Source organism: Sedimenticola hydrogenitrophicus (assembly GCF_029017505.1).
Lineage (GTDB): Bacteria > Pseudomonadota > Gammaproteobacteria > Chromatiales > Chromatiaceae > Sedimenticola > Sedimenticola hydrogenitrophicus_A.
This window is the reverse complement of record NZ_JAQGEI010000002.1, coordinates 164,013-189,650: the sequence shown is the minus strand read 5'-3', so window position 1 is coordinate 189,650 and position 25,638 is coordinate 164,013. Positions and strand designations below refer to the sequence as shown.

The following is a 25,638-nucleotide window of genomic DNA, read 5'->3' as shown; positions in this document are numbered from 1 at the left end:
CGCTCCGGGTATCTCACGCCACCCCACCGCGGGTCGCTCACTGGAAGAATCGGCGCACCACATGCTTTTCCAACTCCACCAGGAAGAACAGCAGCACGCCCGCGGCAATGATTCGCAGCCAGGACTCGATCGGCAGTGGTGCGGAGTGGAAGAACAGCTGCATCAGCGGTAGATAGGTGTACAGCATCTGGAACAGTGAGACGATGAGGATGGCCAGCAGGACATAGCGGCTACCCAGCAGACCGTCGCGGTTGAGAACCGAGGCAATGATATAGCGGGCGTTGAGCAGATAGAATATCTCCGCCACCACCAGGGTGTTCACCGCCACGGTACGCGCGGTCTCGATACTGGCGCCGGCGTTGTGCTCCCAGATAAACAGCCCGAAGGTGGCCAGCACCATCAGCACGGACACATACAGGATCCTCCAGACCATGAAGGGAGAAAGCAGCGAGTCCCGGGCGTCCCGCGGGCGGCGCTGCATGATATTGGCCTCGGCCGGCTCAAAGGCCAGGGAGAGGGCCAGGGTCACGGCGGTGATCATGTTGACCCAGAGGATCTGGGCCGCCGTCACCGGCAGCAGTTGCCCGAAGGCGATCGCGGCGAGAATGGTCAGCGCCTCGCCGCCGTTGGTCGGCAGGATGAACAGGATGGACTTCTTGATATTGTCATAGACGGTCCTGCCCTCCTCGATCGCCTTGACGATGGAGGCGAAGTTGTCATCGGCCAGCACCATTTCCGCAGATTCCTTGGCGGTTTCACTGCCCTTGATCCCCATGGCGACGCCGATGTCGGCCCGCTTCAGGGCGGGGGCGTCATTCACCCCGTCACCGGTCATGGCCACCACCAGGCCATCCTGCTGCAGCGCCTTGACCAGGCGCAGCTTCTGCTCCGGACTGGTGCGGGCAAAGATATTGCTGTCTCTGACCCGCTCCCTGAGCCGCTCCTCGTCCATCGACTCCAGTTCCGCGCCGGTGAGTGAGGTGTCGGCGTCCCTGATACCCATGCTTTTGGCGATGGCCCGGGCGGTGGTGGCGTGGTCGCCGGTGATCATCTTGACCTGGATGCCGGCCGTGTAGCAGCGCGCGATCGCCTCGATGGCCTCGCTGCGCGGCGGGTCGACTATACCCATCAGCCCCAGCAGGGTCAGGTCGCCCTCGACATCCTGGAAATTCAGCACCCGCTGCTGCGCATCGGTCGGGCGCATGGCGATGGCCAGGGTGCGCTGTCCGCGGGCGGCGATGGTCTCGGTCTGTGCGTCCCAGAACAGTGGATCGATCGGTTGCGGGCCGTCGGCGCTGTACTGGTTGGTGCAGCGGGGCAGGATGGTTTCGCTGGCCCCCTTGATGTAGATACAGCCCCGTCCGCTGTGGTCATGGTGCAGGGTGGCCATGAAGCGGTGCTCCGATTCGAACGGGATCACATCCGTGCGCGGCATCTGCTCGGCCAACTGGCTCGGGTCATAACCGCCCTTCATGCCCAGCACCACGAGGGCGCCTTCCATCGGATCACCATGCAGTTGCCAGCGCCCCTCCTTTTCCGTCATCGTGGCATCGTTACAGAGCACCACGGCACGGCAACAGGTGCTGAGCAGGGGGTGGGCGGGATCCCAGGGGGTCCCCTCCCGGTCGACAAAGCCCCCGCGTGGGTCATAGCCGCTGCCCTCCACATCGAGGGAGGCCTCGGCGAACACCAGCGACTGCACCATCATTTCGTTGCGGGTCAGGGTGCCGGTCTTGTCGGAACAGATCACATTGACCGAACCGAGGGTCTCCACCGCCGGCAGGCGCCGGATAATGGCGTTTCTGCCCGCCATTCGCTGCACCCCGATCGCCAGGGTGATGGTGATAATGGCCGGGAGACCCTCCGGAATCGCCGCTACCGCCAGCCCCACAGCGGCGAGAAACATCTCCTCCAGGGAGTTGTCATGCACCAGGATGCCGAACAGGGCGGCAAACAGGGCGATGGCCAGGATGGCCATGGAGAGCCGGCTGGCAAACTGCGACATCTGTCGGGTCAGGGGGGTGTTCAGTACCTCTACCTGCGCCAGCAGGGTGCTGATTCTGCCGATCTCGCTCTGTTCGCCGGTGGCGACCACCAGGCCGGTGCCCTGTCCGAAGGTGACCAGTGTGCCGGAGTAAGCCATGCAGCCGCGGTCCCCCAGCGGGGCATGCGGTTCCACGGGATCGGTGCTTTTTTCCGCCGCCAGCGATTCGCCGGTGAGCATCGCCTCGTCAATGTGCAGGTTGCGGAGATTGAACAGGCGCAGATCCGCCGGCACCCGGTCCCCGGACTGGATGAACACCAGGTCACCCGGGACGAGTTGCTCGGCCGGCAGGGTGAATCTTTTGCCGTCCCGGACCACCATGGCCTGGGGTGACAGCATATTGCGTACCGCCTCCAGTGCCCGTTCGGCCTTGCCTTCCTGGATGAAGCCGATAATCGCGTTGACGATCACCACACCGAATATCACCCCGGAATCGACCAAATGGCCCATGGCGGTGGTCACCGCGCCCGCCACCAGCAGGACATAGATCAATACGTTGCGGAACTGATCGAAAAAACGCGCCAGGGCGCCGCGGATAGCCGGTGGGTTGAGTCGGTTGGGGCCATGCCGGGCCAGGCGGCGTTCCACCTCCGTCGCGCTCAAGCCCTCCTCGCGAGTGGAAAGGGACTCAAAAACCGCCGCCGCCGCCATGGCGTGCCAGGCACTTGCGGGCGTGTCCGGTCGGTGCTTATTCTGATGGCGTCTGTGGTTGATAGTCATTATCGGACCTGGGGTTGTGGGGGGATGAATAGCGTTTCGACGTATGCACAGCCTAGTTGATTCCTGTTACCGCTGTCGACCGGGCGCCTTGACGCGGGTCAACGGAGTATCCTTGTCGTCGGACGCGAGGCCGCATCCTGGTTATGATTACCGGGAGTGGTTTTGGTTCTGTCGTCAGCGGGAGGTACGGGTGAGTACATTGACATTTTATGGCGCGGCGCAACGGGTGACCGGCTCCTGCTATCTGATCAGCAGCGGGCGGCAGCGGATCCTGCTGGAGTGCGGCCTGCTGCAGGGAGAGAACAACAATAAGAGAGGGGGGCGGCGGGGCGGATCGAACGGCAATGAGGCGGCCGAAGTCCACTTCCCGTTCGCCGTCGGCGACATTGATGCGGTGGTCCTCTCCCACGCCCACCTGGATCACTCGGGCATGCTGCCGCTGTTGGTGAAGCAGGGCTACGGCGGACCGATCTACATGACCCTGCAGACCGAGGCATTGCTGCCGACCATGCACAAGGATGCCGCGTTCCTGCAGCAGAAGGATAGCGAATGGGAGAACAAGCGGCGCGCCCGCGCCGGAAAGAGGGCCATCGAGCCGCTCTATGATATCGACGATGTGGAACGGGAACTGGCGCTGTGCCAGGGGATGACCTACGGCACCGTGGCGGAGATCCTGCCCGGCGTCCGGCTCTGTTTTCGCGAGGCGGGACATATCCTCGGCTCGGCCATCGTCGAGTTGTGGATCGAGGAGAAGGGGGAGACCCGCAAGCTGGTGTTTTCCGGTGACCTGGGCAACAGCCGCGCCCCGCTGATGCGCGATCCGGCCATTATTTCCGAGGCGGACCTGTTGCTGCTGGAGTCGACCTACGGTAACCGGAATCATCAGCCGCTGGAGGAGACCATGGCGGAGTTCAGTGCGGCGCTGGACGCGGCGGCGCAAAGTGGCGGTAATGTGCTGATTCCGTCGTTTGCCGTGGGCCGGACCCAGGATCTGATCTATCACCTGGGACAGCTCTATCAGTCCGGGCAACTGCGCCAGAACAACATCTTCATCGACAGCCCGATGGCCACCAGTATCAGCGAGATCTATGAGCAGAATACCCGGTTGTTCAACAAGGATGATCCCGAGTTCCGCGAGATCATGACCCATGACTGGCAGCAGTGGCTGCCGATCCTGCGTTTTACCCGCAGTGTCGAGGAGTCGATGGCGCTGAACAAGATCAGCGGCGGCGCCATTATCATCGCCGGCAGCGGCATGTGTCACGGCGGGCGCATCAGGCACCATCTGAAATACAACCTCTGGCGCAAGAATACCCACCTGATCATCGCCGGGTTCCAGGCCCGCGGCACCCTGGGCCGACTATTGGTGGATGGGGTGAAGAAGGTGAAAATCCTCGGCAGCGAGATCGCCGTCAAGGCGCAGATCCACACCCTGGGCGGCTTCTCCGCCCATGCCGGCCAGTCGCAGCTGCTGGAGTGGGCGGGACACATGCGCAAGGCCATGCCCCGGCTCTATCTGGTGCACGGCGAACCTGAAAGCATGCTGGCCCTGCAGAAGCGTTTTGTCGAGGAGTACAACTGGGACGCCTCGATCCCGACCCTGGGCGAGGTGATCCATTTCTAGGCGTCCGTCGGGCCTGACCGATCGCACCCGCTGCGCCAACCCGCGCTTCAGTTCGCGAGATACGCCAGGGGACGATGTGGGTTCAAATCTCGGCATGGGATTGATCACGCCGCCCACCGCGCCCATACTTTACTTGGTGCATTGATCGGCAAGGCCGGGTTGAGCGCCATGTTCAGGCCGACCTGGGTGTCCCTGCTGCTGGGCTTTCTGCCGGTGCTGCTGATGACTACCTTTATACCGGAGCGCTCACCCTGGTGGCCCAATCCGGTGCTGGGCCGGTAGTGCAAGGAGGTGTCCGATGCCTTATAGGCATACGCTGGCGAACAGCGTCTACGGGTTTGAATCGTTGAAGCAGTTGCTGGCGAAGGCCAGTCCCGCGCGCTCGGGCGATCAGCTCGCGGGTATCGCGGCGGATTCCGAGCAGGAGCGGGTGGCGGCGCAGATGGCGCTGGCCGAGGTGCCGCTGAAACACTTCTTGAATGAGGCGCTGGTTCCCTACGAGAGCGACGAGGTCACGCGGCTCATCATCGACGACCACGATACCCGGGCCTTCCAGCCGGTGAGCCATCTCAGCGTGGGTGATTTCCGCAACTGGCTGCTCTCCGACCAGGCCGACGAATCGGCCCTGACCGGGCTGGCCCCGGGGCTGGTGCCGGAGATGGTGGCAGCGGTCTCCAAACTGATGCGCATTCAGGATCTGATCCTGGTGGCGCGCAAGTGCCGCGTGGTCACGCGCTTTCGCAACACCATCGGCCTGGAAGGGCGGCTGGCCACCCGCCTGCAGCCGAACCACCCTACGGACGACCCGACCGGGATCGCCGCCAGCATACTGGACGGGCTGCTGTACGGCAGCGGCGATGCGGTGATCGGCATCAATCCCGCCAGCGACAGCCTCACTGCGGTGACCACGCTGATGAAGATGCTGGATGACATTATCAATAAGTACCAGATCCCTACCCAGTCCTGCCTGTTGGCCCATGTCACCACCCATCTGGAAGCGATCCGGCGCGGCGCGCCGGTGGACCTGGTGTTTCAGTCCATCGCCGGTACCGAGCAAGCCAATGCCAGTTTCGGGATCAACCTGGGCCTGCTTGCCGAGGCCCACCAGGCGGCGCTGGCGTTGGGGCGCGGTACCCTGGGCGACAACGTCATGTATTTCGAGACCGGCCAGGGCAGCGCGCTCTCCGCCGATGCCCACCACGATCTCGATCAACAGACCTGCGAGGCGCGCGCCTACGCAGTGGCGCGTAAATTCCGGCCGCTCCTGGTCAATACGGTGGTTGGGTTTATCGGCCCGGAATACCTGTTCGACGGCAAACAGATCATCCGTGCGGGATTGGAGGATCATTTTTGCGGGAAGCTGTTGGGTCTCCCCATGGGGTGCGATGTCTGCTACACCAACCATGCCGAGGCGGACCAGAACGACATGGATATCCTGCTGACCCTGTTGGGTACCGCGGGTTGTAACTTCATCATGGGTATTCCGGGCTCCGACGACGTGATGCTCAACTACCAGACCACCTCGTTCCACGACGCCCTGTACCTGCGGCGCGTGCTGGGCCTGCGCCCGGCGCCCGAGTTCGAGAGCTGGCTGCAGCAGATGGGGATCTTTGAAAACGGCGAGCTCTGCGGGTCTGAACGGGCGCTGCCGCGGCCGTTTCGCCGCGCCCTCGATCGCTTGGACTAGGAGATTCCGCCATGAGTGCCAAACCTACCCCACCGGTCATCGACAACCCGTGGCGGCAGCTGCGCCGTTTTACCGATGCGCGTATTGCCCTGGGGCGGGCCGGGGTCAGTGTGCCCACCCAACCCCACCTGGAATTTCAGCTGGCCCACGCCCAGGCCCGCGATGCGGTACACCTGCCGCTGGATGCGAAAGGTCTGGTGCGGAGACTGACTGCCGGCGGCTATCCATCGCTGCGGTTGCGCAGTTCGGCGCCGGATCGCGCGCACTATCTGCAACGGCCCGACCTGGGGCGCCGGCTCGACCGGCCCTCGCGTGCCCGGCTTGAGCAGGCATTCGCCGATGATTCCGTCACGTTTGACCTGGCCTTCGTCATCGCCGACGGGCTCTCGGCCCTGGCGGTCCATCACCATGCGGTCAGTTTTCTTGACGCCATCACCCCGATGCTGCGGCAGGAGGGCTGGTCCATTGCCCCGCTGGTGCTGGTTGAGCAGGGGCGTGTGGCGATTGGCGATGAGGTGGCCGTGGTCATGCGTGCGGAGATGGTGGCCGTGCTGATCGGTGAACGCCCGGGTCTCAGTTCCCCCGACAGTCTCGGTGTCTACTTTACTTATCATCCGCACCCCGGTTGTAGCGATGCCGAGCGCAACTGCCTCTCCAATATTCGACAGCAGGGGTTGGCCTATGCGGTGGCGGCCCACAAGCTGCATTACCTGATGAGCGCGGCGCGGCGGAGAAAACTCTCCGGGGTGAACCTCAAGGACGAGGCCGAAACGTCGGCGGAGTCACCGGTAATCGGAACCGGGACGGGCAATTTTCTTACCGAAGGCTGAACTTCATGTTGGGTAGCGTGCCGTGCCGCGACGCCTGCCGTATCACTCCGCCTGGTCGAGGATCAGCGCTGCCACCGCCGCCGCGCTGACCGGCCTACTGAACAGGAAGCCCTGTCCCTCCTGGCAGCCGGCCTGTTTGAGGAAATCGGCCTGCGCCTCGGTCTCCACCCCCTCGGCGATCACGGTCAGGCCGAGACTCCGGCCCATGGCGATGATGGCGTCCGCTATGGCCATGTCATTCCGGTCTTCGGGGATGTCGCGCACGAAGGACTGGTCGATCTTGAGTTTGTGGATGGGCAGTTGTTTCAGGTAGCTGAGGGAGGAGTAGCCGGTACCGAAGTCGTCGATGGACAGGGTCAATCCGAGATCGCGCAGCGCCTGCAACTGGGTGATGGCCGATTCCGCCTGCTGCATGATAAAGCCCTCGGTCACCTCCAGCTCCAGGTGGTGGGTGGGCAGTCCGGTCTCCTCCAGCGCCGCGACCACCTCGGCCACCAGGGTGCCGCGCTGCAGTTGCGGGCCGGCGATATTAACCGAGATGCGGCCGAAGTCGATCCCCTTGTCCAGCCACTCTCTGCCCTGGCGACAGGCGGTTCTCAACACCCAGTCGCCGATCGGGTGGATCAGGCCGGACTCTTCCGCCATGGGGATGAACTTGGCGGGTGAAATCATCCCGAGTTCCGGATGCACCCAGCGCACCAGGGCCTCCACGCCGATGATTTTGCCGCTCTGCAGCTCCTTCTGCAGCTGATAATGCAGCACCAGCTGTCCCTGTTCGATCGCCTGGCGCAGGTTGTTCTCCAGCAGTACCCGCTCGAAGGCGTTGCGGGTCAGCTCCTCGGTGTAGAACTGATAGGTATTGCGCCCCTCCTCCTTGGCCCGGTACATGGCGGCGTCGGCATTGCGCAGCAGGGTGGCGGGGTCCTTACCGTCCTGGGGGCAGATACAGATACCGAGGCTGGCGGTGATGCGGATGGCCTGATCTTCGAGCTGGAAGGATTGGGCAAACACCCCCGCCATCTTCTGTGCCGCCAGGCCGGCGTTTTCCGGTTTGCCGATATCCTCCAGCAGCAGCACGAATTCATCGCCGCCGATGCGTGCCACGGTGTCATCCTGGCGCACCGTCTGCACCAGCTTGCGGGCCACCTCCTGCAGCAGCTGATCGCCCACCGGATGGCCCAGGCTGTCGTTGATATGCTTGAAGTTGTCCAGGTCCAGGAAGACCACCGCCAACTGGGTGTTGTGGCGTTCCGCGTGTTTGATCGCCTGCTCCAGGCGCTCGTTCAGCAGCAGGCGGTTGGGCAGGTCGGTGAGGGCGTCGTGATGGCCCATGTGGTCCAGTTGGGCCTTGGAGCGTTTGATATGGGTGATATCGGAGAAGATGCCGACATAGTGGGTCAGGTTGCCCTGGCTGTCGAGCACCTGGTTGATGGTCTGCCATTTCGGGAACACTTCGCCGTTCTTGCGCCGATTCCACAGCTCGCCGCGCCAGTGTCCCGTCTCGGTCAGCGCACGCCATAGATCGCGGTAGAAGCTCTCATCGTGGTGGCCGGACCTGAACATGCGCGGGTTTTTCCCGATCACCTCCTCGCGGGAGTAGCCCTGGATCTCGCTGAAGGCACGGTTGACCTCCAGGATGTTGCCGTCGGGGTCGGTGATGATCACCCCCTCGTCGGTATTTTCGAACACACTGGCGGCGAGCCGCAGCCGCTCCTCCATCTGACGGGCGCGACTCAGGTCGTGCAGGCTCATCAAAATGCCGATGGCGCTGCCTTCGCCGTCGCGCACCAGCTTCAGGCTGATCTCCATGGGTAGGCCGCTGGGGTTGAAGAAGTCCCCCGGCTCCAGGGTGAAGACCGTCTCGGTCCGGGACTCCTGGGCGCGGCAGACCGGGCACGGCTCCTTCTCGCCCTGCGGGTGGATCAGCTCGGCGATGGGCCGGCCGACGCTCTGCTGCTGGGTCAGGCCGACCATCTCATAGAACGCCTTGTTGGCCCGTAGCAGGTGGCGTTGCATGTCCAGCAGATAGATGACGTCGTCGAACTGATCCATGGCCTGGGTCCACTCCTGGGTGGCGCGGGCGATCTTCTGTTCCACCGAAACCCGTTCGGTGATGTCGCGCACCACGCAGATCAGCTCGTCGCGGCGCATGATTCGGGTCAGACGTGCCTCATAATAGTGGGCCGCGTCTCCCCGGGTAAGGCTGTAGTCAAAAACCAGCATCTCTTCGGCGGTCTGTGCCTCCTTCAGTTTGCGAGTGAACAGTTCGCCGGTCGGTTCGGGCAACACCTCCTGCATGCGCTTGCCAAGGAATACCTCGGGGGGGAGGTAGAGATCGGATAGGGATTGCGCCCGGTAGTCCAGGATGCTGCCGTCGGCGGCCAGGTGGAAGAACAGGTCCGGTAGCGCCTGGAACACCGCCTCCAGCTCGGCCTCGCGCTCCTCTGCGCGTGCCAGATTCTCCCTGATCTCCGCCTCGGTCTGTTTTATAAGGGAAATGTCCCGGGCAATGCCGAAGATGCCCTCGATTTGGCCCCCGATCAGCAGCGGACCCTTGGTGGTGAGGTAGGGCAGGGTCCGGTCGCCGGCAATGATCGATTCATGATAGGTCTCGGTCTTGCCGGCCTCCATGATGCGCCGGTCATCCGCGCGTAACTGGTCCGCCAGGGGAGTGGGGAAGAGCGCATGGTCGTCGGCACCGATGATCGTATCCAGTGGCTTGTCCAGCAGTTCCGCCAGCGCCGGGTTGCCCACGATATAGCGTCCCTCCCGATCCTTGATGAAGATCACGTCGGTGGAGTTGTGGGTGATCGAGTTCAGCAACGTCAGGGTGCGCCGCTGCTCCGCCTGCAGTCGTTGTTCGCGCCGCGCCGCCACCGCGATCTGCCCCGCCAGGCGGTTCACCAGCAGGTAGAGCAGCAGTGAGGTGACGGCGACAAAGCCCCACCCCTTGAGGGTGCTGACGACGTTGATGGTGGCCGCGTCCGCGAACAGCCGGCTGACCAGCAGGTCGGAAAACAGGATGTAGAGTGCCGAGAGGCCGGCGTAGATCAGGACAATCCGCAATACACCCCCCGGCGGAGCAAGGGTGTCGTCGCGACTGGTGGAGGCGTTCTCCGAATTCATGCGGCACATCCCTGTGCCACACCCTGACGGGCGGCCTTCGGCCGTGAAAATTGTCTGTCCTGCCAATTTTTCATGCGGCAGTGGGCGGTGGTGGATGATGTGTCGGATTGGACATGATGGTTTGTCGACTGTTCCCCGGATGATGATCGCATTTCGGCCGTGGGCCGTTCCTCGTCAGCACGCCCCTGCGGGGCGGCCTGAAAACGGATGGTGCATCGGGTATAGCGTCACTTCGGGGAAAAGCTTGAACCTGCTTGAGGGTGATTTGCTGGTGCGGCGGGATGCGGCCAGGTCCGGTTCCGTGAACCGGCGTCGCCAGCGGAATTTCGGGCAAACAATAATCCGCCAGGAGAGGCTTTTTGCCTAAGCCCGAAGGGGTGAGGCGCAGGGACGCGCCCAACAAAAAGGCCCGCAAATGCGGGCCTTGATGTGTCTGGTCGGGGTGAGAGGATTCGAACCTCCGGCCCCTGCCTCCCGAAGGCAGTGCTCTACCAGGCTGAGCTACACCCCGAATGCTGTTTCAACTCCTGCGCCTGACGGAAAAATCGGCCAGCGCGGAGAGGGCGTCGCGGAAGGGGGACTCGGGTACGGCGTCCAGCGCCTGCTTGGCCTTGTCGGCTTCCTCCGCGGCAAGGCGCGCAGTGTACTCGATCGCATCGGTGGATTCAATGGCCGCCATGACGGTTTCGATATGTTCCCGGCCACCTTTTTCTATGATCTGCCGCAGGGCGGCCCGCTGCTCGGGGGTGCCCACCTGCATCGCCCGCAGGATCGGCAGGGTCGGCTTGCCCTCCTCCAGGTCATCGCCGATGTTCTTGCCGATCTCTTCGCTGGAGGTGCTGTAGTCGAGGGCATCGTCGATTATCTGGAAGGCGATGCCCAGGTGCAGGCCGTAAGCGGCCATCGCCTGCTCCTGCGCCGGCGTGGCGTTGCCCAGTACCGCACCGAGGCGGGCGCCGGCCTCGAACAGGGTGGCGGTTTTGCGCAGAATCACCTCGCGGTACTTCTCTTCGGTGGTGTCGGGGTCGTTGCAATTGAGCAGCTGCAGGACCTCCCCTTCGGCAATGCGGTTGGTGGCGTGGGAGAGCACCTCCATCACCCGCATCGTGTCCATCTCCACCATCATCTCGAACGAGCGGGAGTAGAGGAAGTCGCCCACCAGGACGCTGGCGGCGTTACCCCAGACCGCGTTGGCGGTATCCCGGTTGCGCCGCATGTCCGATTCGTCCACCACATCGTCGTGCAACAGGGTGGCGGTATGGATGAACTCGATCACCGCCGCCAGGTCCACGTGCCGGTCGCCCGCGTAGTCGAGCGCGCGAGCCGCCAGCAGCACGATCATCGGCCGCAGCCGTTTGCCGCCGCTGTTGACGATGTAGTGTCCCACCTGGTTGATCAGTACCACATCGGACTGCAGCCGTTGCAGGATCAGGGCGTCTACCGCCTTCATGTCTTCCGCAACCAGCTCGCGGATCGTGCTCATTTCCATGGGGTATGTTCTTAACTGCGTTGGTTTCAGGGATTTGGGAGTGAAGCATGCTAGGAGCCTGCCCGGATACTGTCAAGCGTGGGACCCGCCGGAGCCAGGATGACGTCAGCCAACTTAGGGCGGGGCGAGGACCTGCCTGCTTGCTTGCCGGGACGCCATAAACCCATCCCTGGGGGCTTGCCACGGCCATCCATGGCCGCGGACACCCGTCAAGCAAGCAGTCAGATCCTCTCTTTCAAGCATTTGCGCGTTTAGATGACGTGGGCCTGCCGCTGGAGCGGAACCGATGGTGGCGCACGCAGGTGATTTCCGGTTTTTTGTGCGCGGTGATTGACCTGCGGCGCCGCCACGGGTAGAATTCCGCCTCTTTCGTTGGCGCGTTGCATGTCTGCGCGCCGAATTAGCAGATTTTTTGCGGAGATTTGGTATGTATGCCGTAATTCAGACCGGGGGTAAGCAGTACCGGGTTTCCGAGGGCGATACCGTAAGAGTCGAAAAGCTGGGCGCTGAAGAAGGCGCTTCGCTCGACCTTGATAAGGTCCTGATGGTCGCCAACGGCGAAGATATTAAGATTGGAACACCCTATGTGGACGGTGGCAAGGTCACCGCTACGGTCAAATCCCATGGGCGGGCCAAGAAAGTGACGATCCTGAAGTTCAAGCGGCGCAAGCATCACCTGAAGCGCCAGGGACATCGTCAGTGGTACACAGAACTCGAGATTACCGGAATCAGCGCTGGCTGAGGGGCAGGGTTAGGCAATGGCACATAAAAAAGCAGGCGGTAGTACACGTAACGGCCGCGATTCTGAGTCAAAACGTCTGGGCGTGAAGGTCTTCGGCGGTCAGGCCGTCAACGCCGGCGGCATCATCATCCGCCAGCGTGGTACGGCGGTACATAACGGCGTGAATGTCGGTTGCGGCCGGGACCATACGCTGTTCGCCAAGGTTGACGGCGTGGTGAAGTTTGAGATCAAGGGCCCGAAAAATCGTCGCTATGTCAGCGTGATTCCGGCCTGATCGCGCCACCGCTTTACAACAACAAAAGGCCTCGTCTTATGACGGGGCTTTTTACGTTATGACGATCGATTTTAACAGTCACGGGCACGCCCATGAAATTTGTTGATGAAGCGACAATTCGCGTAGAAGCCGGTAAGGGGGGCAACGGTGCCGTCAGTTTCCGGCGCGAGAAATACATCCCCCGGGGTGGTCCGGACGGCGGTGACGGCGGTGACGGTGGCAGTGTCTATCTGGTGGCCGACTCCGGATTGAATACCCTGGTGGATTTCCGGCACCAGCGGCGGCATCGCGCGCAGAGCGGTCAGCAGGGGATGGGGCGGAACTGTACCGGGCGCAGCGCCGAGGACCTCTATATCAAGGTACCGGTAGGGACCCGGGTGACCGACCTGGAGACCGAGGAGCTGATCGGCGAGCTGTTGACCAATGGCCAGCAGCTGCTGGTCGCCAAGGGCGGTTTTCACGGCATCGGCAATGCCCGCTTCAAGAGCAGCACCAACCGCTCGCCACGCCAGTTCACCCCCGGCTCCATGGGTGAGGAGCGGGATGTCCTGCTGGAACTGATCCTGCTGGCGGATGTCGGCCTGCTGGGCATGCCCAACGCCGGCAAGTCGAGTCTGATCAGCAAGGTGTCAAGCGCCACCCCGAAAGTGGCGGACTACCCCTTCACCACCCTGCACCCCAATCTCGGGGTGGTCAGCCTGGGTACCGGCAACAGTTTCGTGATTGCCGACATCCCCGGGGTAATCGAGGGGGCGGCCGAGGGGGCGGGTCTGGGGCTGCAGTTTCTCAAGCACCTGAACCGTACCCGCCTGCTGCTGCACCTGGTGGACATGGCGCCGATGGATGAAGCGGTCTCGCCGGCGGAAGAGGTGCGGCTGATCGCCGCCGAGCTGGAGAAGTACAGCGATGACCTGTACGAGCGGGAGCGCTGGCTGGTGCTGAACAAGCTGGACCTGATGCCCGCCGAAGAGTTCGCGGCAAAGCGTGCGGCGGTGCTGGCCGAGCTGGAGTGGCAGGGACCGGTCTACTCGATCTCGGCGCTGAGCGGCGAGGGCACCCGCGAACTGATGCAGGCACTGATGATGCGCCTGAAGGCGTTGCGCGATCTGGAGGCGCCGGAGGCGGATGTCAGCAAGGAACCAGGGGGCTGGGATCCCCTGCAGGAGTAGTGGGCGGCCGTATGAAGATGTCCCGGGAAAAGTTTACCTCGGCCCATCGCTGGGTGGTCAAGATCGGCAGTGCCCTGTTGACGGCCGACGGCAAGGGCCTGGCGCGGGAGGCGCTCTCAGGCTGGGTGGAGCAGATGGCCAGCTGGGTGCTGGCAGGCAATGAGTTGATCCTGGTCTCGTCGGGGGCCGTGGCCGAAGGCATGAGCCGCATGGGCTGGACCACCCGCCCGACCACCCTGCACGAGCTGCAGGCCGCCGCCGCCATCGGCCAGATGGGGCTGGTGCGCGCCTATGAAACCTGTTTCCAGAAGCACGACCTGCACACCGCCCAGGTGCTGCTGACCCATGACGACCTGACCAATCGGCGCCGCTACCTGAATGCCCGCAGCACCCTGCGCACCCTGCTTTCGCTTGGTGTGGTGCCGGTGGTGAATGAAAACGACACGGTGGCCAATCAGGAGCTGCGCTTCGGCGACAACGATACCCTGGCGGCACTGGTGGCCAATCTGGTGGAGGCGGATCTGCTGGTGCTGCTGACCGATCAGCAGGGGCTCTATGACTGTGACCCGCGCACCAATCCCGATGCGCGGCTGATCAATGAGAGCCGGGTCGACGATCCGATGCTGGATCAGGTGGCCGGTGGCAGTTCCAGCCTGCTCGGACAGGGCGGGATGGTGACCAAGGTGCGCGCCGCCCGGCTGGCCGCACGCTCCGGTACCGCCACCATTATTGCCCCGGGGGGAGGCGAGGATGTGCTGACCCGGATCGCCGCCGGGGAGCCGGTCGGCACCCTGCTGTTGCCTGTGCAGGAGGCCGAGGCGGCGCGCAAGCGCTGGCTGGCCGGACACCTGCAGGTGCGTGGCCGCCTGGTGGTGGACGAGGGTGCGGTGCGGGTGCTCCGTGAATCCGGACGCAGTCTGCTGGCGGTGGGCGTGAAGCAGGTGATCGGGGAGTTTTCCCGCGGCGAGATGGTGGTCTGTGTCGATGAGCAGGGACGGGAGATTGCCCGCGGCCTGGTCAACTACAATTCGGCGGAGAGCGCGCGCATCAAGGGGTTCTCCTCCGGCCGTATCCAGGAGATCCTGGGTTACGTGGATGAGGAGGAGCTGATCCACCGCGATAACCTGGTGCTGGTCTGATTGCCCCAGTCCGGTGGTCGGTACGGGGTCAGGACGGGACGGGACGGTTCATTCCGGGACCGAAGTCGACCGGTCGGAATCGATCAACCGATCCCCCGGACATGCGCGGCTTGACTCCGGCCCGGTGTAATCCTGAGAAATGGTGCAGGGAGGCACCGTTTACGGACCTGAGGATGAATTCAGTAGGTAACTACCTACGGAGTGATTGACCTGCCTTGCCGGCCTCACGTGATGGCTTGTCTCCTCGAATCCGGCCCCTTTTTCAGCGCCTGCCCAAACTCGCTTCGCTCAAACAAGGGCAGGCGTGAATCTGACAAAGTAGAAGTAGCCACATCAGTAGAGGAATTTTACGACTCCTCTGTGCTCTCTGTGTCTCCATGGTGCAGGCAGGGGGGGCAAGTATCTGGCGGGCGAAAAAAAACCGGCTTTTGGCCGGTTTTTCGTGATGCACAGGCGCTACTGTTTACAGCGATTTGATCTGTGCATTCAGGCGGCTTTTATGACGGGCAGCCTTGTTCTTGTGGATAAGGCCGGTGTTTGCCGCACGGTCGATCACCGGTACCGCCTGTTTGTAAGCTTCGGTAGCCTTTTCCTTATCGCCAGTCGCCAACGCCTTCACTACGTTTTTCAGGTAGGTGCGCATGTTGCTGCGCCGCGACGCATTGTTCTGGCGATGCTGTTCGGCCTGACGCGCACGTTTGCGGGCTTGTGGTGAGTTGGCCAAGGTCTGTCTCCAAAAATTCAGTAAATTGAGTATCTCGCTAAAGAGCGCGGTATTCTGGAGGCTGGACTGCGGTTTGTCAACAGCCAATTCTCACTCCGCGGGCGCCGTCGGCGGGCGCGGCCCGCCCTATGGTTCTCGAACATCACCGGCGCAGGATGACGCTGAGTCTCGTGGGAGCTGGTTCCGCCGCGAAAGGGGCTATTTAATAGCGGTTCTTATTGCATTCGTAACTACTCACCTGGTCTGTAAGTGATTGGCCTGCCTTGCCGGCCTCACATGATGGCTTGTTTCCTCGAATCCGGCCCCTTTTTCAGCGCCTGCCCAAACTCGCTTCGCTCAAACAAGGGCAGGCTTGAACCTGAAAAAGAGGCCGGATTCGAGGCGCCATCAAGATCGGCCAACAAGGCAGGCCAATCACCCCGTGAGTAATTACTTGCATTCAGCATTGCCGGATTCTACCCGATACCTCTGAAAAAAGGGTATAAAAAGCCTATAATCCGCCCTTCGGCCGTCGGCGGCCCCCATTTCAGGTAGCACATAGAGGTATGTTCAGATCACTGGCCAAGGTGGGCTCCAATACCCTGCTGTCGCGGATTCTCGGTTTTGTGCGGGATTTGGTGGTGGCGCATACCTTTGGCGCGAATGCCGGAACCGACGCATTTTTTGTCGCCTTCAAGATACCCAATTTTCTGCGCCGCCTGTTTGCCGAGGGCGCCTTCGCCGTGGCCTTTGTCCCGGTACTCACCGAATATAAGGAGCGGCGCAGTTTTGCCGAGCTGCAGCGCTTTGTAGACCATGTGGCCGGCACCCTGGGGGCGGTGCTGCTGGCGGTCACCCTGGCGGGTGTGCTGGGGGCGCCGGTACTGGCGATGCTCTTTGCGCCCGGTTTTATCGGCTCGGAGGGCAAGCTGGATCTGGCCGTGGACATGTTGCGGCTCACCTTCCCCTATCTGCTGTTCATCTCGCTGACCGCCTTTGCCGGGGGTATCCTCAATGCCCACGGCCGCTTCGGCATTCCCGCCTTCACCCCGGTGCTGTTGAATATCTCGCTCATCTCCTGTGCCATCTGGCTGGCGCCGCGGATGGAGCGGCCGATCATGGCGCTGGCCTGGGGGGTGTTGCTGGCCGGCATCCTGCAGTTGCTGTTCCAGTACCCGTTTCTGCGTCAGATCCGGTTGCTGCCGCGGTTTGTCTTTGCCCCGCAGGATGAGGGGGTGCGGCGCATCGGCCGGCTGATGCTGCCGGCGCTGTTCGGGGTATCGGTGACCCAGCTGAATCTGCTGCTGGATACCCTGATTGCCTCGTTTCTGGTCTCCGGCAGTATCTCCTGGCTCTATTACTCCGACCGGCTGATGGAGTTTCCCCTGGGCATACTGGGGGTGGGGCTGGCCACGGTGATCCTGCCCAATCTGTCGAAAAAACATGCCACCGAGTCACCCGAGGGCTTCTCCCAGGTGATCGACTGGGCGTTGCGCTGGGGCCTGCTGCTGGGACTGCCGGCGGCGGTCGGACTGTTTGTGCTGGCCGGCCCGATGATCGCCACCCTGTTCCAGTCGGCGCAGTTTGATGTGACCGACGTGGCCATGTCGCGGCAGAGCCTGATGGCCTATTCCTTGGGCCTGTTGTCCTTCATCCTGATCAAGGTGCTGGCCCCCGGCTATTACTCCCGGCAGGATACCCGGACCCCGGTGCGCATCGCGGTGATCGCCATGTTCACCAATATGGTGCTGAATATTCTGCTGGTATTCCCCCTGGCCCATGCCGGTCTGGCGCTTGCCACTTCGCTCTCCGCCACGCTCAACGCGTTTCTGTTGTTGCGGGGATTGCGCCAGGCCGGTGTCTATCGTCCGGAGGCTGGCTGGCCGCTGCTGATTCTGCGGGCTGTCCTGGCCTCCACCGTCATGGGCGCATTGCTCTACTGGGGGGTGGGTGATCTCGCCTCCTGGTTGGGGATGACCACCGCGGACAAGGTGTGGCGCCTGTCGCTCTGGGGCCTGGCGGGGGTAGGCAGTTACTTCGCTGCGTTGGCCCTGCAGGGCATCGGGCCGCGGCATTTCCGTGCCCATCGCTCCTGAGCGGGCCAGGGGGCGCCGCAGGACCACGTCATCTAAACGCGCAAATGTTTGAATGAGAGGATCTGCCTGCTTGCTTGACGGGTGTCCGCGGCCATGGATGGCCGCGGCAAGCCCCCAGGGATGGGTTTATGGCGTCCCGGCAAGCAAGCAGGCAGATCCTCGCCCCGTCCGAAGTTAGATGACGTCGTCCAGGGGGGGGCACTGCGGAAACGGGGACTTGTGATAAAACTTTGCCTATAATGCAGCGCTTTGGATTCTATTGAACGGGCTAAGATGCAGGTTATCCGCGGTCTCCACAATCTGCGTGCTGAACACCGGGGCTGTGTGGCCACCATTGGTAATTTCGATGGTGTGCATCTCGGTCATCAGGCGGTGTTCCGCCATCTGCGTGAGCGGGCGGCGGCGTTCGGACTGCCGACCACGGTGGTCACCTTTGAGCCGCAGCCGATGGAGTACTTCGCCCCGGATACTGCGCCGGCGCGTCTGACCCGGGTGCGGGAAAAGCTGCAGGCCCTGAAGGATGCCGGAATCGACCGGGTGGTGTTGCTGGAATTCGGCCGGAAGCTCGCCGCCATGTCGGCCCGGCAGTTTGTCCAGGAGCTGCTGGTCGATGGACTGGATGTGCGGTTTCTCTATGTCGGAGACGATTTCCGCTTCGGCCGCGGCCGGGTGGGCGACATCGAGTTGCTGCGCCAAACGGGCGCGGCTCACGGCTTTGAAGTGGCCAACATGAATACCTTCATGGACGGCGAGGCCCGGGTCAGCAGTACCCGCATTCGCGAGGCCCTGGCCCAGGGCGATCTGGCGCTGGCCGAGCGCAACCTGGGGCGCCCCTATAGGATCTGCGGCCGGGTCGCCCATGGCGATGCCCGCGGTCGGACCATCGGTTTTCCCACCGCCAATATCGACCTGCACCGCAAGGTGAGCCCGGTCCATGGGGTGTTCGCGGTGATGGTGTACGGACTGGCCGAGGCCCCGCTGCCCGGGGTGGCCAATATCGGCAATCGGCCGACGGTGACGGGGGACTCCCGCTACCTGCTGGAGGTGCACCTGTTTGATTTTGCGCGCACCATCTATGGCGAGCATGTGCAGGTGGAGTTTCGCAAGCGGCTGCGGGATGAGCGGCGTTTCGAGTCGTTCGAGGCGCTGCGCCGGCAGATCATGCTGGATGCCGCGCAGGCGCGGTCCTTTTTCGGGATCGATAAATAAGTGAATCGGATTTGAATCAGTGGTGTAATTGCCGCAGCATCCCCGCCCCGGAGCGATGCGGCGGCGACCACCGGAAATTTGACCAGACAGATCGCACGGCTGGATTCAGCGGCGACAAGGCAATAGAGCGTGACTGACTATAAAAGTACCCTGAACCTCCCCAAGACCGGATTTCCCATGAAGGCCAACCTGGCCAATCGCGAGCCCGAGATGCTCAAGCGCTGGGAGTCGATGGGTCTGTATCACAAGATCCGCGAGGTCTTCGCCGGCCGGCCCAAGTTCATCCTGCATGACGGTCCGCCCTACGCCAACGGTGAGATCCATATCGGGCATGCTGTCAACAAGGTGCTGAAGGACATCATTGTCAAGAGCCATAGCCTGGATGGCCTCGATTCCCCCTATGTACCGGGCTGGGATTGCCACGGCCTGCCGATCGAGCTGCAGGTGGAGAAGAAGGTCGGCAAGCCGGGGGGCAAGGTGACGGCGGCCCAGTTCCGCGTCGCCTGCCGCGAGTACGCCGGCAAGCAGGTGGACCGGCAACGCACCGATTTCAAACGCCTGGGCGTGGTGGGCGACTGGGAGAATCCCTATCTGACCATGGCCTTCCGCACCGAGGCGGATATCGTGCGGGCGCTCGGGCGCATTGTCGAAAACGGTCATGTGCACAAGGGCTCCAAGCCGGTGCACTGGTGCACCGACTGCCGCTCGGCGCTGGCCGAGGCCGAAGTGGAGTACAAGGACAAGGAGTCGTTCGCCATTGATGTACGCTTCCAGGTGCTCGATCCCGAGACCCTGATGGCCGGCTGCCAGTCGGTGCCCGGCGGCCATGGCGACGGCCCGCTCTCGCTGGTGATCTGGACCACCACCCCCTGGACCCTGCCGGCCAACCAGGCGGTGGCGCTGAATCCGTCGCTCGATTACGCCGTGGTGCAGGCGAACGGCCCGCATGGCCGCGAGCGCCTGGTGGTGGCCGAGGGGATGCTCAAGGACAGCATGCTGCGCTGGGGTATCGAGGATTACAAGGTGATCGCCTACGGCCGCGGCGAGGCCTTTGAAGGATTGAAGCTGAAGCACTGTTTCTACGATCGGGTGGTGCCGGTGATTCTCGGCGAACACGTCACCCTGGATGCCGGTACCGGCGCGGTGCACACCGCGCCCGGGCACGGTCTGGACGACTTTATCGTCGGCCGCCGCTATGGCCTCGAGGTGGACAATCCGGTGGGCGGCGACGGCCGCTTTGTCGAGGGGACCCCGCTGTTTGCCGGTGAGCACGTCTTCACCGCCAATGAAAAGGTGATCGAGGTGCTGAAGGCGCGCGGCGCCCTGGTGCACGAGGAGCGGCTGGTCCACAGCTATCCCCACTGCTGGCGCCACAAGACCCCCATCATCTTCCGTGCCACCCCCCAGTGGTTCATCAGCATGGAACAGCAGGGGTTGCGCAAGACCGCGCTGGCGGAGATCGACAAGGTGACCTTCACCCCGGACTGGGGGCGTGCCCGTATCGAGGGCATGGTGGCGGGCCGGCCCGACTGGTGCATCTCGCGGCAACGCACCTGGGGCGTGCCGATCGCCCTGTTCGTGCACAAGGCCAGCGGTGAGTTGCACCCGGATACCGCGGAGCTGATCGAGGCGGTGGCGCAACGGATCGAGGTCCAGGGCATCGAGGCCTGGTTTGCCCTGGATCCGCACGAGCTGCTGGGTGAGCAGGCGCAGGATTACGACAAGGTCCAGGATACCCTGGATGTCTGGTTCGACTCCGGGGTCACCCACTTTGCCGTGCTGGAGCGGCGCGAGGAGCTGCATTATCCGGCGGACCTCTATCTGGAGGGCTCCGATCAGCACCGCGGCTGGTTCCAGTCCTCGCTGCTCACCTCGGTGGCGATCCACAACCGGGCGCCCTATGCCGGGGTGCTGACCCACGGCTTCACCGTGGATGCCAAGGGGCACAAGATGTCCAAGTCCCTGGGCAATACCGTGAGTCCCCAGGAGGTGATGAAACAGCTGGGGGCCGATGTCATCCGCCTCTGGGTGGCGGCGACCGATTACCGCGGCGAGATGACGGTGTCCGACGAGATCCTGAAGCGGACCGCCGACGCCTATCGGCGCATCCGCAACACCTCGCGCTTCCTGTTGGCCAACCTGAGCGGCTTCGATCCGGTCCGGGACCGGGTGGCGCCGGACGAGATGGTGGAGCTGGACCGCTGGGTGGTGGATCGCGCACTGCAGTTGCAGACCGAGATCATCGAGGCCTACAAGGGCTACCAGTTCCATCTGATCATCCAGAAGATCCACAACTTCTGTGGCCCGGAGATGGGTGGGTTGTACCTGGATATCATCAAGGACCGGCAGTACACCACCCGGGCTGACAGCCGCGCCCGCCGCTCCTGCCAGACCGCCATCTATCACGTGATGGAGGCGATGGTGCGCTGGCTGGCGCCGATCCTCAGCTTCACCGCCGACGAGATCTGGCAGTACATCCCCGGCGAACGCAGCGAGACAGTGTTTGTCGAGACCTGGTACGCGGGGCTGTTCCCGCTGGACCGGGACGCCAGCTTCGACCGTGAGTTCTGGGGCCGGGTGATCGCCATCCGCACCGCAATCGGCAAACAGCTGGAGCAGCTGCGCGCCGGCGGGGTGATCGGTTCCTCCCTGGACGCCGAGCTGGATCTCTACTGCGATGCGCAGGCGCGCGCCGATCTGGACAAGCTGGAGGATGAGCTGCGCTTCGTGCTGATCACCTCCTATGCCCGGGTGCACGGCCTGGAGGAGAAGCCGGCCGAGGCGGTGGCGACCGATCTCCCCGGTGTCCATATGCTGGCGCGCGCCTCCGCGCACGGCAAGTGTGACCGCTGCTGGCATCACCGCGAGGATGTGGGCAGCCATGCGGCCCATCCGACCCTCTGCGGGCGCTGTGTGGAAAACGTGGACGGCGCGGGCGAGGCCAGGCGGATTGCCTGACTCGTGGTGACCCCGTCTCGTTCAACCGACAGCATACAATAGGGATCGGCTCATGCAGCGTTGGCTCTGGTTATCGTTAGTGGTCGTGGTGTTGGACCAGGTCAGCAAGCAGCTGATCGAGTCCAGCCTGCTGGTCTATGAGACCATCCCGATCCTGCCCTTTTTCAATCTGACCCTGGCCTATAACGAGGGCGCCGCGTTCAGTTTCCTCAGCGATCAGGGGGGCTGGCAGCGCTGGTTCTTCGCCCTGGTGGCGGCCGTGGTAGTGCTGATCCTGACCGTCTGGCTGGCGCGGCTGAGGCACGAGCGGTTGCTGGCGGCCTCGCTCAGCCTGGTGGTCGGTGGGGCGCTGGGCAACCTGCTGGACCGGCTGCTGTTCGGCCACGTCATCGATTTCCTCGACTTCTTCTACCAATCCCATCATTGGCCGGCGTTCAACGTGGCGGACATCGCCATCACCCTGGGGGTGGCGCTGATGTTTGTCGATGCCTTTGTCGGGCGCAAGACCGACCCCTAGCGAGTAGGATGGGTGGAGGAGGCACGACGTAACCCATCAACAGGGGTAACTACTCACCCGGCCTGGAAGTGATTGGCCTGCCTTGCCGGCCTCACATGATGGCTTGTATCCTCGAATCCGGCCCCCTTTTCAGCGCCTGCCCAAACTCGCTTCGCTCAAACAAGGGCAGGCTTGATCTGAAAATGGGGCCGGATTCGAGGCGCCATCAAGATCGACCAGCAAGGCAGGCCAATCACGTATATATCGGGTGAGTAGTTACCTTAAAACTTCAAACTTCAAACTTTACCAACAGCCGCCGCAGCCGCGGCCAGTCGAAGGCCGGGCCCGGGTCGGTCTTGCGCCCCGGGGCAATGTCGCCGTGGCCGGTGATCCGCTGGTCGCTGATCGCCGGGTAGTGTCGCTGGATCTCGCGGATCGTCTCGGCCAGCACCCGGTACTGGGCTGCGGTATAGGGTGTATCGTCACTCCCCTCCAGCTCGATGCCGATGGAGTAGTCGTTGCAGCGCTCGCGCCCGGCGTGGCAGGAGTGGCCGGCGTGCCAGGCACGCCGCTGCAGCGGCACGTACTGCACCCGTTCGCCGTCGCGGCGGATCAGCAGGTGGGCAGAGACCCGCAACTGATGGATGTCGGCAAAGTAGGGGTGGGCATCCGGCGGCAGGTCATTGAGAAACAGCCGGTCGATCCAGGGGCCGCCGTACTCATCGGGCGGCAGGCTGATGTTGTGGATCACCAGCAGATCCACCTCGCAGGATTCCGGGCGCTCGTCCTGGTTGGGCGAGGGGCAGTGGCGCGCCGAGTCCAGCCAGCCCGACCATCCCGTCCGGCTCATTTTTTTATACCCTTCACCACCATATCGGAGAAACTCACCACCCCCAGCACCTCGCCCTGGCTGATCACCGGGGCGCGCGACAGGTGCAGGCGGTCGAACAGTCGGGCGCAGTAGCGGATATCCATGTCGGGCTCGACCGAGATCACCGGTTTGGTCATCACCTCATAGATATTGACCCGGGAGGGGGGACGATCCTTGGCCAGCACCTTACGGGCGATATCCGAGAACATGACAATGCCGTAGGCGTCGTTCTCGTCCCGCTTGTTGACCACCAGTACCTTGGTCTCGACATGATCCATCTTGCGCAATGCCGCCTCCACCGTGTCCATACCGTCCACGGTGTCCACATGCGGCTTCATCACATCCCGTACACGGATGATCTCTTTCTTGGTCACAGCTCGTCCTCCACGACGCTGGTGAGCTGGCGAATCTGGTGACTGACCCCGACCGCGTCCTCGACATCGATCTGGAAGGCGATGCCGGTGCCGGGTTTGGCATCGAACTCGCCCTCTTCGGCAATGGTTTCGAGGATGCACCGGCTCAGGTGCTCTTCCACCAGGAACAGTACCATGTCACGCTGCACCTCGAGGCTCAGGCCGAAGAAGGTCTTGCTCTTCTGCAGCCCTTCGCCGCGTGCCTGGTTGATCACGGTGGAGCCGGTGGCGCCGGCATTTCTGGCGGCATCCACCACGGTATTGGTCTTGCTGTCCTCAATGAGGGCAATGATCAGTTTGAAATGCATAGTTAATCCCTCGCTCGGGTCTCTCTTGCCCGTCGGGCAAGCCATTCACTGAGTTGTGCATAGCCCATTACGCTCATAATGGGGAAAAGGCTGGCAAAGGCGATCAGTCCGAATCCGTCCAGCATGGGATTGCGCCCGGGGATGGTGCTGGAGAGGCCCAGTCCCAGCGCCGCCACCAGCGGCACGGTCACCGTGGAGGTGGTGACGCCGCCCGAGTCATAGGCCAGGGCGATAATCGCCTTGGGGCAGTACAGGGTCTGGATCAGCACCACGATGTAGCCGGTGATGATGTAGTAGTGTAGCGGGGTGCCGGTGACAATGCGGTAGGCGCCCAGTGCGATGCCGATCGCCACGCCCAGGGCCACGGCGATGCGCAGTCCCCAGGTGCCGACCGCGCCGCCGGAGACCTGGTTGGCCTTGATCGCTACCGCGATCAGCGAGGGTTCGGCAATGGTGGTGGTGAGGCCGATGGCGAAGGCGAACAGGTAGACCCAGAGGTAGTGCTGCCAATTGTTGCCGAGCTCGTTCGCGGTCTGGCTGATGCCGAGGAACTCCGGCGCCGTGAGTTGTACCGCCATCAGTTTGCCCAGCGGGAAGAGTGCGCCCTCCAGACCCTGCAGAAACAGGGCGAGGCCGAGCAGCACCAGCAGGAAACCGGTCAGGACCTGTTTCAGATGGTGTACCTGCTTGCGCAACACAAACAGCTGAAAGCCGAACAGGATGGCGGCGATCGGCAGCACATCGGTAATGGTCGCGGTGAGGGTGCCGAAGAAATCTGACAGCCAGTTCATTACAGCAGCATGCCATAGCCCATGACGAATATCATCGGGGTGAGTGAGGCGAAGGCGATCAGGCCGAAGCCGTCGGTCATCGGGTTGCGGCCGCGGATACTGCTGGCCAGGCCGACCCCCAGCGCGGTGACCAGCGGCACGGTGATGGTGGAGGTGGTGACCCCGCCGGAATCATAGGCGATGCCGATGATCTCGGCTGGGGCAAAGGCGGTCATGATGACCACGCCGGCATAGCCGCCCATGATCAGATACTGTATCGGCCAGCCCTTGATGATGCGGATCACCCCGATCACGATGGCCAGTCCCACGGATACGGCCACGGTCAGGCGCAGGCCGTTGGCATAGTGGCGTATCGCCGTTTCGTCTGCACTGATCATGCCGCCGATCGCGGCCACCCGGGCGGCCTCATCCGCGATGGCGATCAGCGCCGGCTCGGCGACCGTGGTGCCAAATCCCAGGGCGAAGGCAAACAGGGTGAGCCAGAGTATGCTGCCCTTGGAGGCGAAATCATGGGCCATTGATTCGCCGATCGGGAACAGGCCCATTTTCAGTCCCTGCACAAACAACGTCAGGCCGACCACCACCTCTACGGTTCCCAGCAGCAGCCTTCCCAGATCGGGGATCGGTTGCCGGAAGACCAGCAGTTGGAAGCAGCCAATTACGACTACAATAGGTAGTAGATCGCGGATGCTTTCCGCCAGCGCCTTGCCGAAGTGTTGGATGAGCCTGTTCACGCCGTAACAATACACGACGGACAATTTGAAGTTAACCAGAAGTGTATTCTGTTTCGGACGGATGGGGCGGTCGGTATCGACCCGGTGAAGTGTCTGAAATGTGCGTGACTGCCGTGTTAGCTGGGACCCAGGTCACGCCTTTGCGTGGCAATTATTTGACTTTTGGCTATTTGTGACGCCTCTCACGACAGCTGAAACAAGCGGGGTCCAGACTC

At 62.9% G+C, this 25,638-nt stretch carries 19 protein-coding genes, 1 tRNA gene and 1 pseudogene; 11 read left to right on the top strand and 10 right to left on the bottom strand.

The genetic code is table 11. The features are described from left to right. Nucleotides 1-37: 37 nt before the first annotated feature. Nucleotides 38-2,764: a cation-transporting P-type ATPase gene (locus O9K64_RS02250; RefSeq protein WP_275096445.1), complete on the bottom strand. Its 2,727-nt coding sequence runs from the start codon at nucleotides 2,762-2,764 to the stop codon at nucleotides 38-40. Nucleotides 2,765-2,954: 190 nt separating this feature from the next. Here O9K64_RS02250 and O9K64_RS02245 point away from each other — a divergent pair, with 190 nt between their 5' ends. The 3 genes from O9K64_RS02245 (at nucleotide 2,955) to eutC (ending at nucleotide 6,905) form a co-directional block, all read left to right on the top strand. After that, the gene (locus O9K64_RS02245; protein WP_275096444.1) at nucleotides 2,955-4,388 is read left to right on the top strand and encodes an MBL fold metallo-hydrolase RNA specificity domain-containing protein; all 1,434 of its coding nucleotides are present in this window, start codon (nucleotides 2,955-2,957) and stop codon (nucleotides 4,386-4,388) included. Between the two features lie 298 nt (nucleotides 4,389-4,686). Beyond that, nucleotides 4,687-6,075, top strand: coding sequence for an ethanolamine ammonia-lyase subunit EutB (locus O9K64_RS02240; RefSeq protein ID WP_275096443.1), 1,389 nt, complete (start codon nucleotides 4,687-4,689; stop codon nucleotides 6,073-6,075). A gap of 11 nt (nucleotides 6,076-6,086) precedes the next feature. Next, complete coding sequence (eutC, locus tag O9K64_RS02235; RefSeq protein WP_275096442.1) at nucleotides 6,087-6,905, top strand: ethanolamine ammonia-lyase subunit EutC; 819 nt, start codon at nucleotides 6,087-6,089, stop codon at nucleotides 6,903-6,905. A gap of 42 nt (nucleotides 6,906-6,947) precedes the next feature. Here the strand turns inward: eutC and O9K64_RS02230 are convergent, their stop codons facing one another. The 3 genes from O9K64_RS02230 to ispB all read right to left on the bottom strand — a co-directional run bounded on the left by O9K64_RS02230 (nucleotide 6,948) and on the right by ispB (nucleotide 11,520). Then, the gene (locus O9K64_RS02230) at nucleotides 6,948-10,031 is read right to left on the bottom strand and encodes an EAL and GGDEF domain-containing protein (protein WP_275096441.1); all 3,084 of its coding nucleotides are present in this window, start codon (nucleotides 10,029-10,031) and stop codon (nucleotides 6,948-6,950) included. 434 nt (nucleotides 10,032-10,465) lie between these two features. Further along, nucleotides 10,466-10,542: transfer RNA gene (locus O9K64_RS02225), tRNA-Pro, on the bottom strand. A 9-nt stretch (nucleotides 10,543-10,551) separates the two neighbouring features. After that, entirely contained in the window at nucleotides 10,552-11,520 is a 969-nt protein-coding gene (gene ispB / locus O9K64_RS02220; protein ID WP_275096440.1) for an octaprenyl diphosphate synthase, read from the bottom strand. A 427-nt stretch (nucleotides 11,521-11,947) separates the two neighbouring features. Between ispB and rplU the strand changes: the two genes are divergently transcribed. From rplU to proB, 4 genes are all read left to right on the top strand, one after another. Beyond that, nucleotides 11,948-12,262: a 50S ribosomal protein L21 gene (rplU, locus tag O9K64_RS02215; RefSeq protein WP_275096439.1), complete on the top strand. Its 315-nt coding sequence runs from the start codon at nucleotides 11,948-11,950 to the stop codon at nucleotides 12,260-12,262. A 16-nt stretch (nucleotides 12,263-12,278) separates the two neighbouring features. Beyond that, complete coding sequence (gene rpmA / locus O9K64_RS02210; protein WP_275096438.1) at nucleotides 12,279-12,536, top strand: 50S ribosomal protein L27; 258 nt, start codon at nucleotides 12,279-12,281, stop codon at nucleotides 12,534-12,536. A 92-nt stretch (nucleotides 12,537-12,628) separates the two neighbouring features. Next, entirely contained in the window at nucleotides 12,629-13,705 is a 1,077-nt protein-coding gene (gene cgtA, locus O9K64_RS02205) for an Obg family GTPase CgtA (protein ID WP_275096437.1), read from the top strand. 11 nt (nucleotides 13,706-13,716) lie between these two features. Then, the gene (gene proB / locus O9K64_RS02200; RefSeq protein ID WP_335342216.1) at nucleotides 13,717-14,844 is read left to right on the top strand and encodes a glutamate 5-kinase; all 1,128 of its coding nucleotides are present in this window, start codon (nucleotides 13,717-13,719) and stop codon (nucleotides 14,842-14,844) included. A gap of 463 nt (nucleotides 14,845-15,307) precedes the next feature. On the opposite strand, the gene rpsT is transcribed toward proB, so the two are convergent. Together rpsT and O9K64_RS02190 are read right to left on the bottom strand one after the other, a co-directional pair. Further along, nucleotides 15,308-15,568: a 30S ribosomal protein S20 gene (gene rpsT, locus O9K64_RS02195; RefSeq protein ID WP_260293365.1), complete on the bottom strand. Its 261-nt coding sequence runs from the start codon at nucleotides 15,566-15,568 to the stop codon at nucleotides 15,308-15,310. A gap of 272 nt (nucleotides 15,569-15,840) precedes the next feature. Next, a complete protein-coding gene (locus tag O9K64_RS02190; protein ID WP_275096436.1) occupies nucleotides 15,841-16,014 on the bottom strand; it encodes a hypothetical protein in 174 nt (57 codons plus the stop codon). A gap of 99 nt (nucleotides 16,015-16,113) precedes the next feature. On the opposite strand from O9K64_RS02190, the gene murJ reads away from it, so the two are divergent. From murJ to lspA, 4 genes are all read left to right on the top strand, one after another. Continuing rightward, the gene (gene murJ / locus O9K64_RS02185; protein WP_275096435.1) at nucleotides 16,114-17,643 is read left to right on the top strand and encodes a murein biosynthesis integral membrane protein MurJ; all 1,530 of its coding nucleotides are present in this window, start codon (nucleotides 16,114-16,116) and stop codon (nucleotides 17,641-17,643) included. A 273-nt stretch (nucleotides 17,644-17,916) separates the two neighbouring features. Then, nucleotides 17,917-18,852 carry a bifunctional riboflavin kinase/FAD synthetase gene (ribF, locus tag O9K64_RS02180; protein WP_275096434.1) on the top strand — a complete coding sequence of 312 codons (936 nt, stop codon included), beginning with the start codon at nucleotides 17,917-17,919 and terminating at the stop codon, nucleotides 18,850-18,852. A 129-nt stretch (nucleotides 18,853-18,981) separates the two neighbouring features. Then, on the top strand, nucleotides 18,982-21,810 hold the full coding sequence (gene ileS / locus O9K64_RS02175; protein WP_275096433.1) for an isoleucine--tRNA ligase: 2,829 nt from the start codon (nucleotides 18,982-18,984) through the stop codon (nucleotides 21,808-21,810). Between the two features lie 52 nt (nucleotides 21,811-21,862). After that, complete coding sequence (gene lspA, locus O9K64_RS02170; RefSeq protein WP_275096432.1) at nucleotides 21,863-22,327, top strand: signal peptidase II; 465 nt, start codon at nucleotides 21,863-21,865, stop codon at nucleotides 22,325-22,327. A gap of 268 nt (nucleotides 22,328-22,595) precedes the next feature. On the opposite strand, the gene ampD is transcribed toward lspA, so the two are convergent. The 4 genes and pseudogenes from ampD to O9K64_RS23745 all read right to left on the bottom strand — a co-directional run bounded on the left by ampD (nucleotide 22,596) and on the right by O9K64_RS23745 (nucleotide 25,423). After that, nucleotides 22,596-23,156, bottom strand: a complete 561-nt coding sequence (ampD, locus tag O9K64_RS02165; RefSeq protein ID WP_275096431.1) for a 1,6-anhydro-N-acetylmuramyl-L-alanine amidase AmpD — start codon at nucleotides 23,154-23,156, stop codon at nucleotides 22,596-22,598. Then, nucleotides 23,153-23,551, bottom strand: coding sequence for a CBS domain-containing protein (locus tag O9K64_RS02160; RefSeq protein WP_275096430.1), 399 nt, complete (start codon nucleotides 23,549-23,551; stop codon nucleotides 23,153-23,155). The genes ampD and O9K64_RS02160 overlap by 4 nt, the downstream gene beginning before the upstream one ends. After that, nucleotides 23,548-23,898 carry a P-II family nitrogen regulator gene (locus O9K64_RS02155; protein WP_275096429.1) on the bottom strand — a complete coding sequence of 117 codons (351 nt, stop codon included), beginning with the start codon at nucleotides 23,896-23,898 and terminating at the stop codon, nucleotides 23,548-23,550. Before O9K64_RS02155 ends, O9K64_RS02160 begins: the two co-directional genes overlap by 4 nt. A 2-nt stretch (nucleotides 23,899-23,900) precedes the next feature. Continuing rightward, nucleotides 23,901-25,423, bottom strand: a pseudogene (locus O9K64_RS23745) (DUF1538 domain-containing protein). Nucleotides 25,424-25,638: the final 215 nt, after the last annotated feature.

Excerpts from the sequence above, each read along its gene's own strand:
- O9K64_RS02250 (WP_275096445.1), bottom strand. The coding sequence starts at position 2,764 with ATGACTATCAACCACAGACGCCATCAGAATAAGCACCGACCGGACACG.
- O9K64_RS02240 (WP_275096443.1), top strand. The coding sequence starts at position 4,687 with ATGCCTTATAGGCATACGCTGGCGAACAGCGTCTACGGGTTTGAATCG.
- eutC (WP_275096442.1), top strand. The coding sequence starts at position 6,087 with ATGAGTGCCAAACCTACCCCACCGGTCATCGACAACCCGTGGCGGCAG.
- O9K64_RS02230 (WP_275096441.1), bottom strand. The coding sequence starts at position 10,031 with ATGAATTCGGAGAACGCCTCCACCAGTCGCGACGACACCCTTGCTCCG.
- ispB (WP_275096440.1), bottom strand. The coding sequence starts at position 11,520 with ATGGAAATGAGCACGATCCGCGAGCTGGTTGCGGAAGACATGAAGGCG.
- rplU (WP_275096439.1), top strand. The coding sequence starts at position 11,948 with ATGTATGCCGTAATTCAGACCGGGGGTAAGCAGTACCGGGTTTCCGAG.
- rpmA (WP_275096438.1), top strand. The coding sequence starts at position 12,279 with ATGGCACATAAAAAAGCAGGCGGTAGTACACGTAACGGCCGCGATTCT.
- cgtA (WP_275096437.1), top strand. The coding sequence starts at position 12,629 with ATGAAATTTGTTGATGAAGCGACAATTCGCGTAGAAGCCGGTAAGGGG.
- proB (WP_335342216.1), top strand. The coding sequence starts at position 13,717 with ATGAAGATGTCCCGGGAAAAGTTTACCTCGGCCCATCGCTGGGTGGTC.
- O9K64_RS02190 (WP_275096436.1), bottom strand. The coding sequence starts at position 16,014 with ATGCTGAATGCAAGTAATTACTCACGGGGTGATTGGCCTGCCTTGTTG.
- murJ (WP_275096435.1), top strand. The coding sequence starts at position 16,114 with ATGTTCAGATCACTGGCCAAGGTGGGCTCCAATACCCTGCTGTCGCGG.
- ribF (WP_275096434.1), top strand. The coding sequence starts at position 17,917 with ATGCAGGTTATCCGCGGTCTCCACAATCTGCGTGCTGAACACCGGGGC.
- lspA (WP_275096432.1), top strand. The coding sequence starts at position 21,863 with ATGCAGCGTTGGCTCTGGTTATCGTTAGTGGTCGTGGTGTTGGACCAG.
- ampD (WP_275096431.1), bottom strand. The coding sequence starts at position 23,156 with ATGAGCCGGACGGGATGGTCGGGCTGGCTGGACTCGGCGCGCCACTGC.
- O9K64_RS02155 (WP_275096429.1), bottom strand. The coding sequence starts at position 23,898 with ATGCATTTCAAACTGATCATTGCCCTCATTGAGGACAGCAAGACCAAT.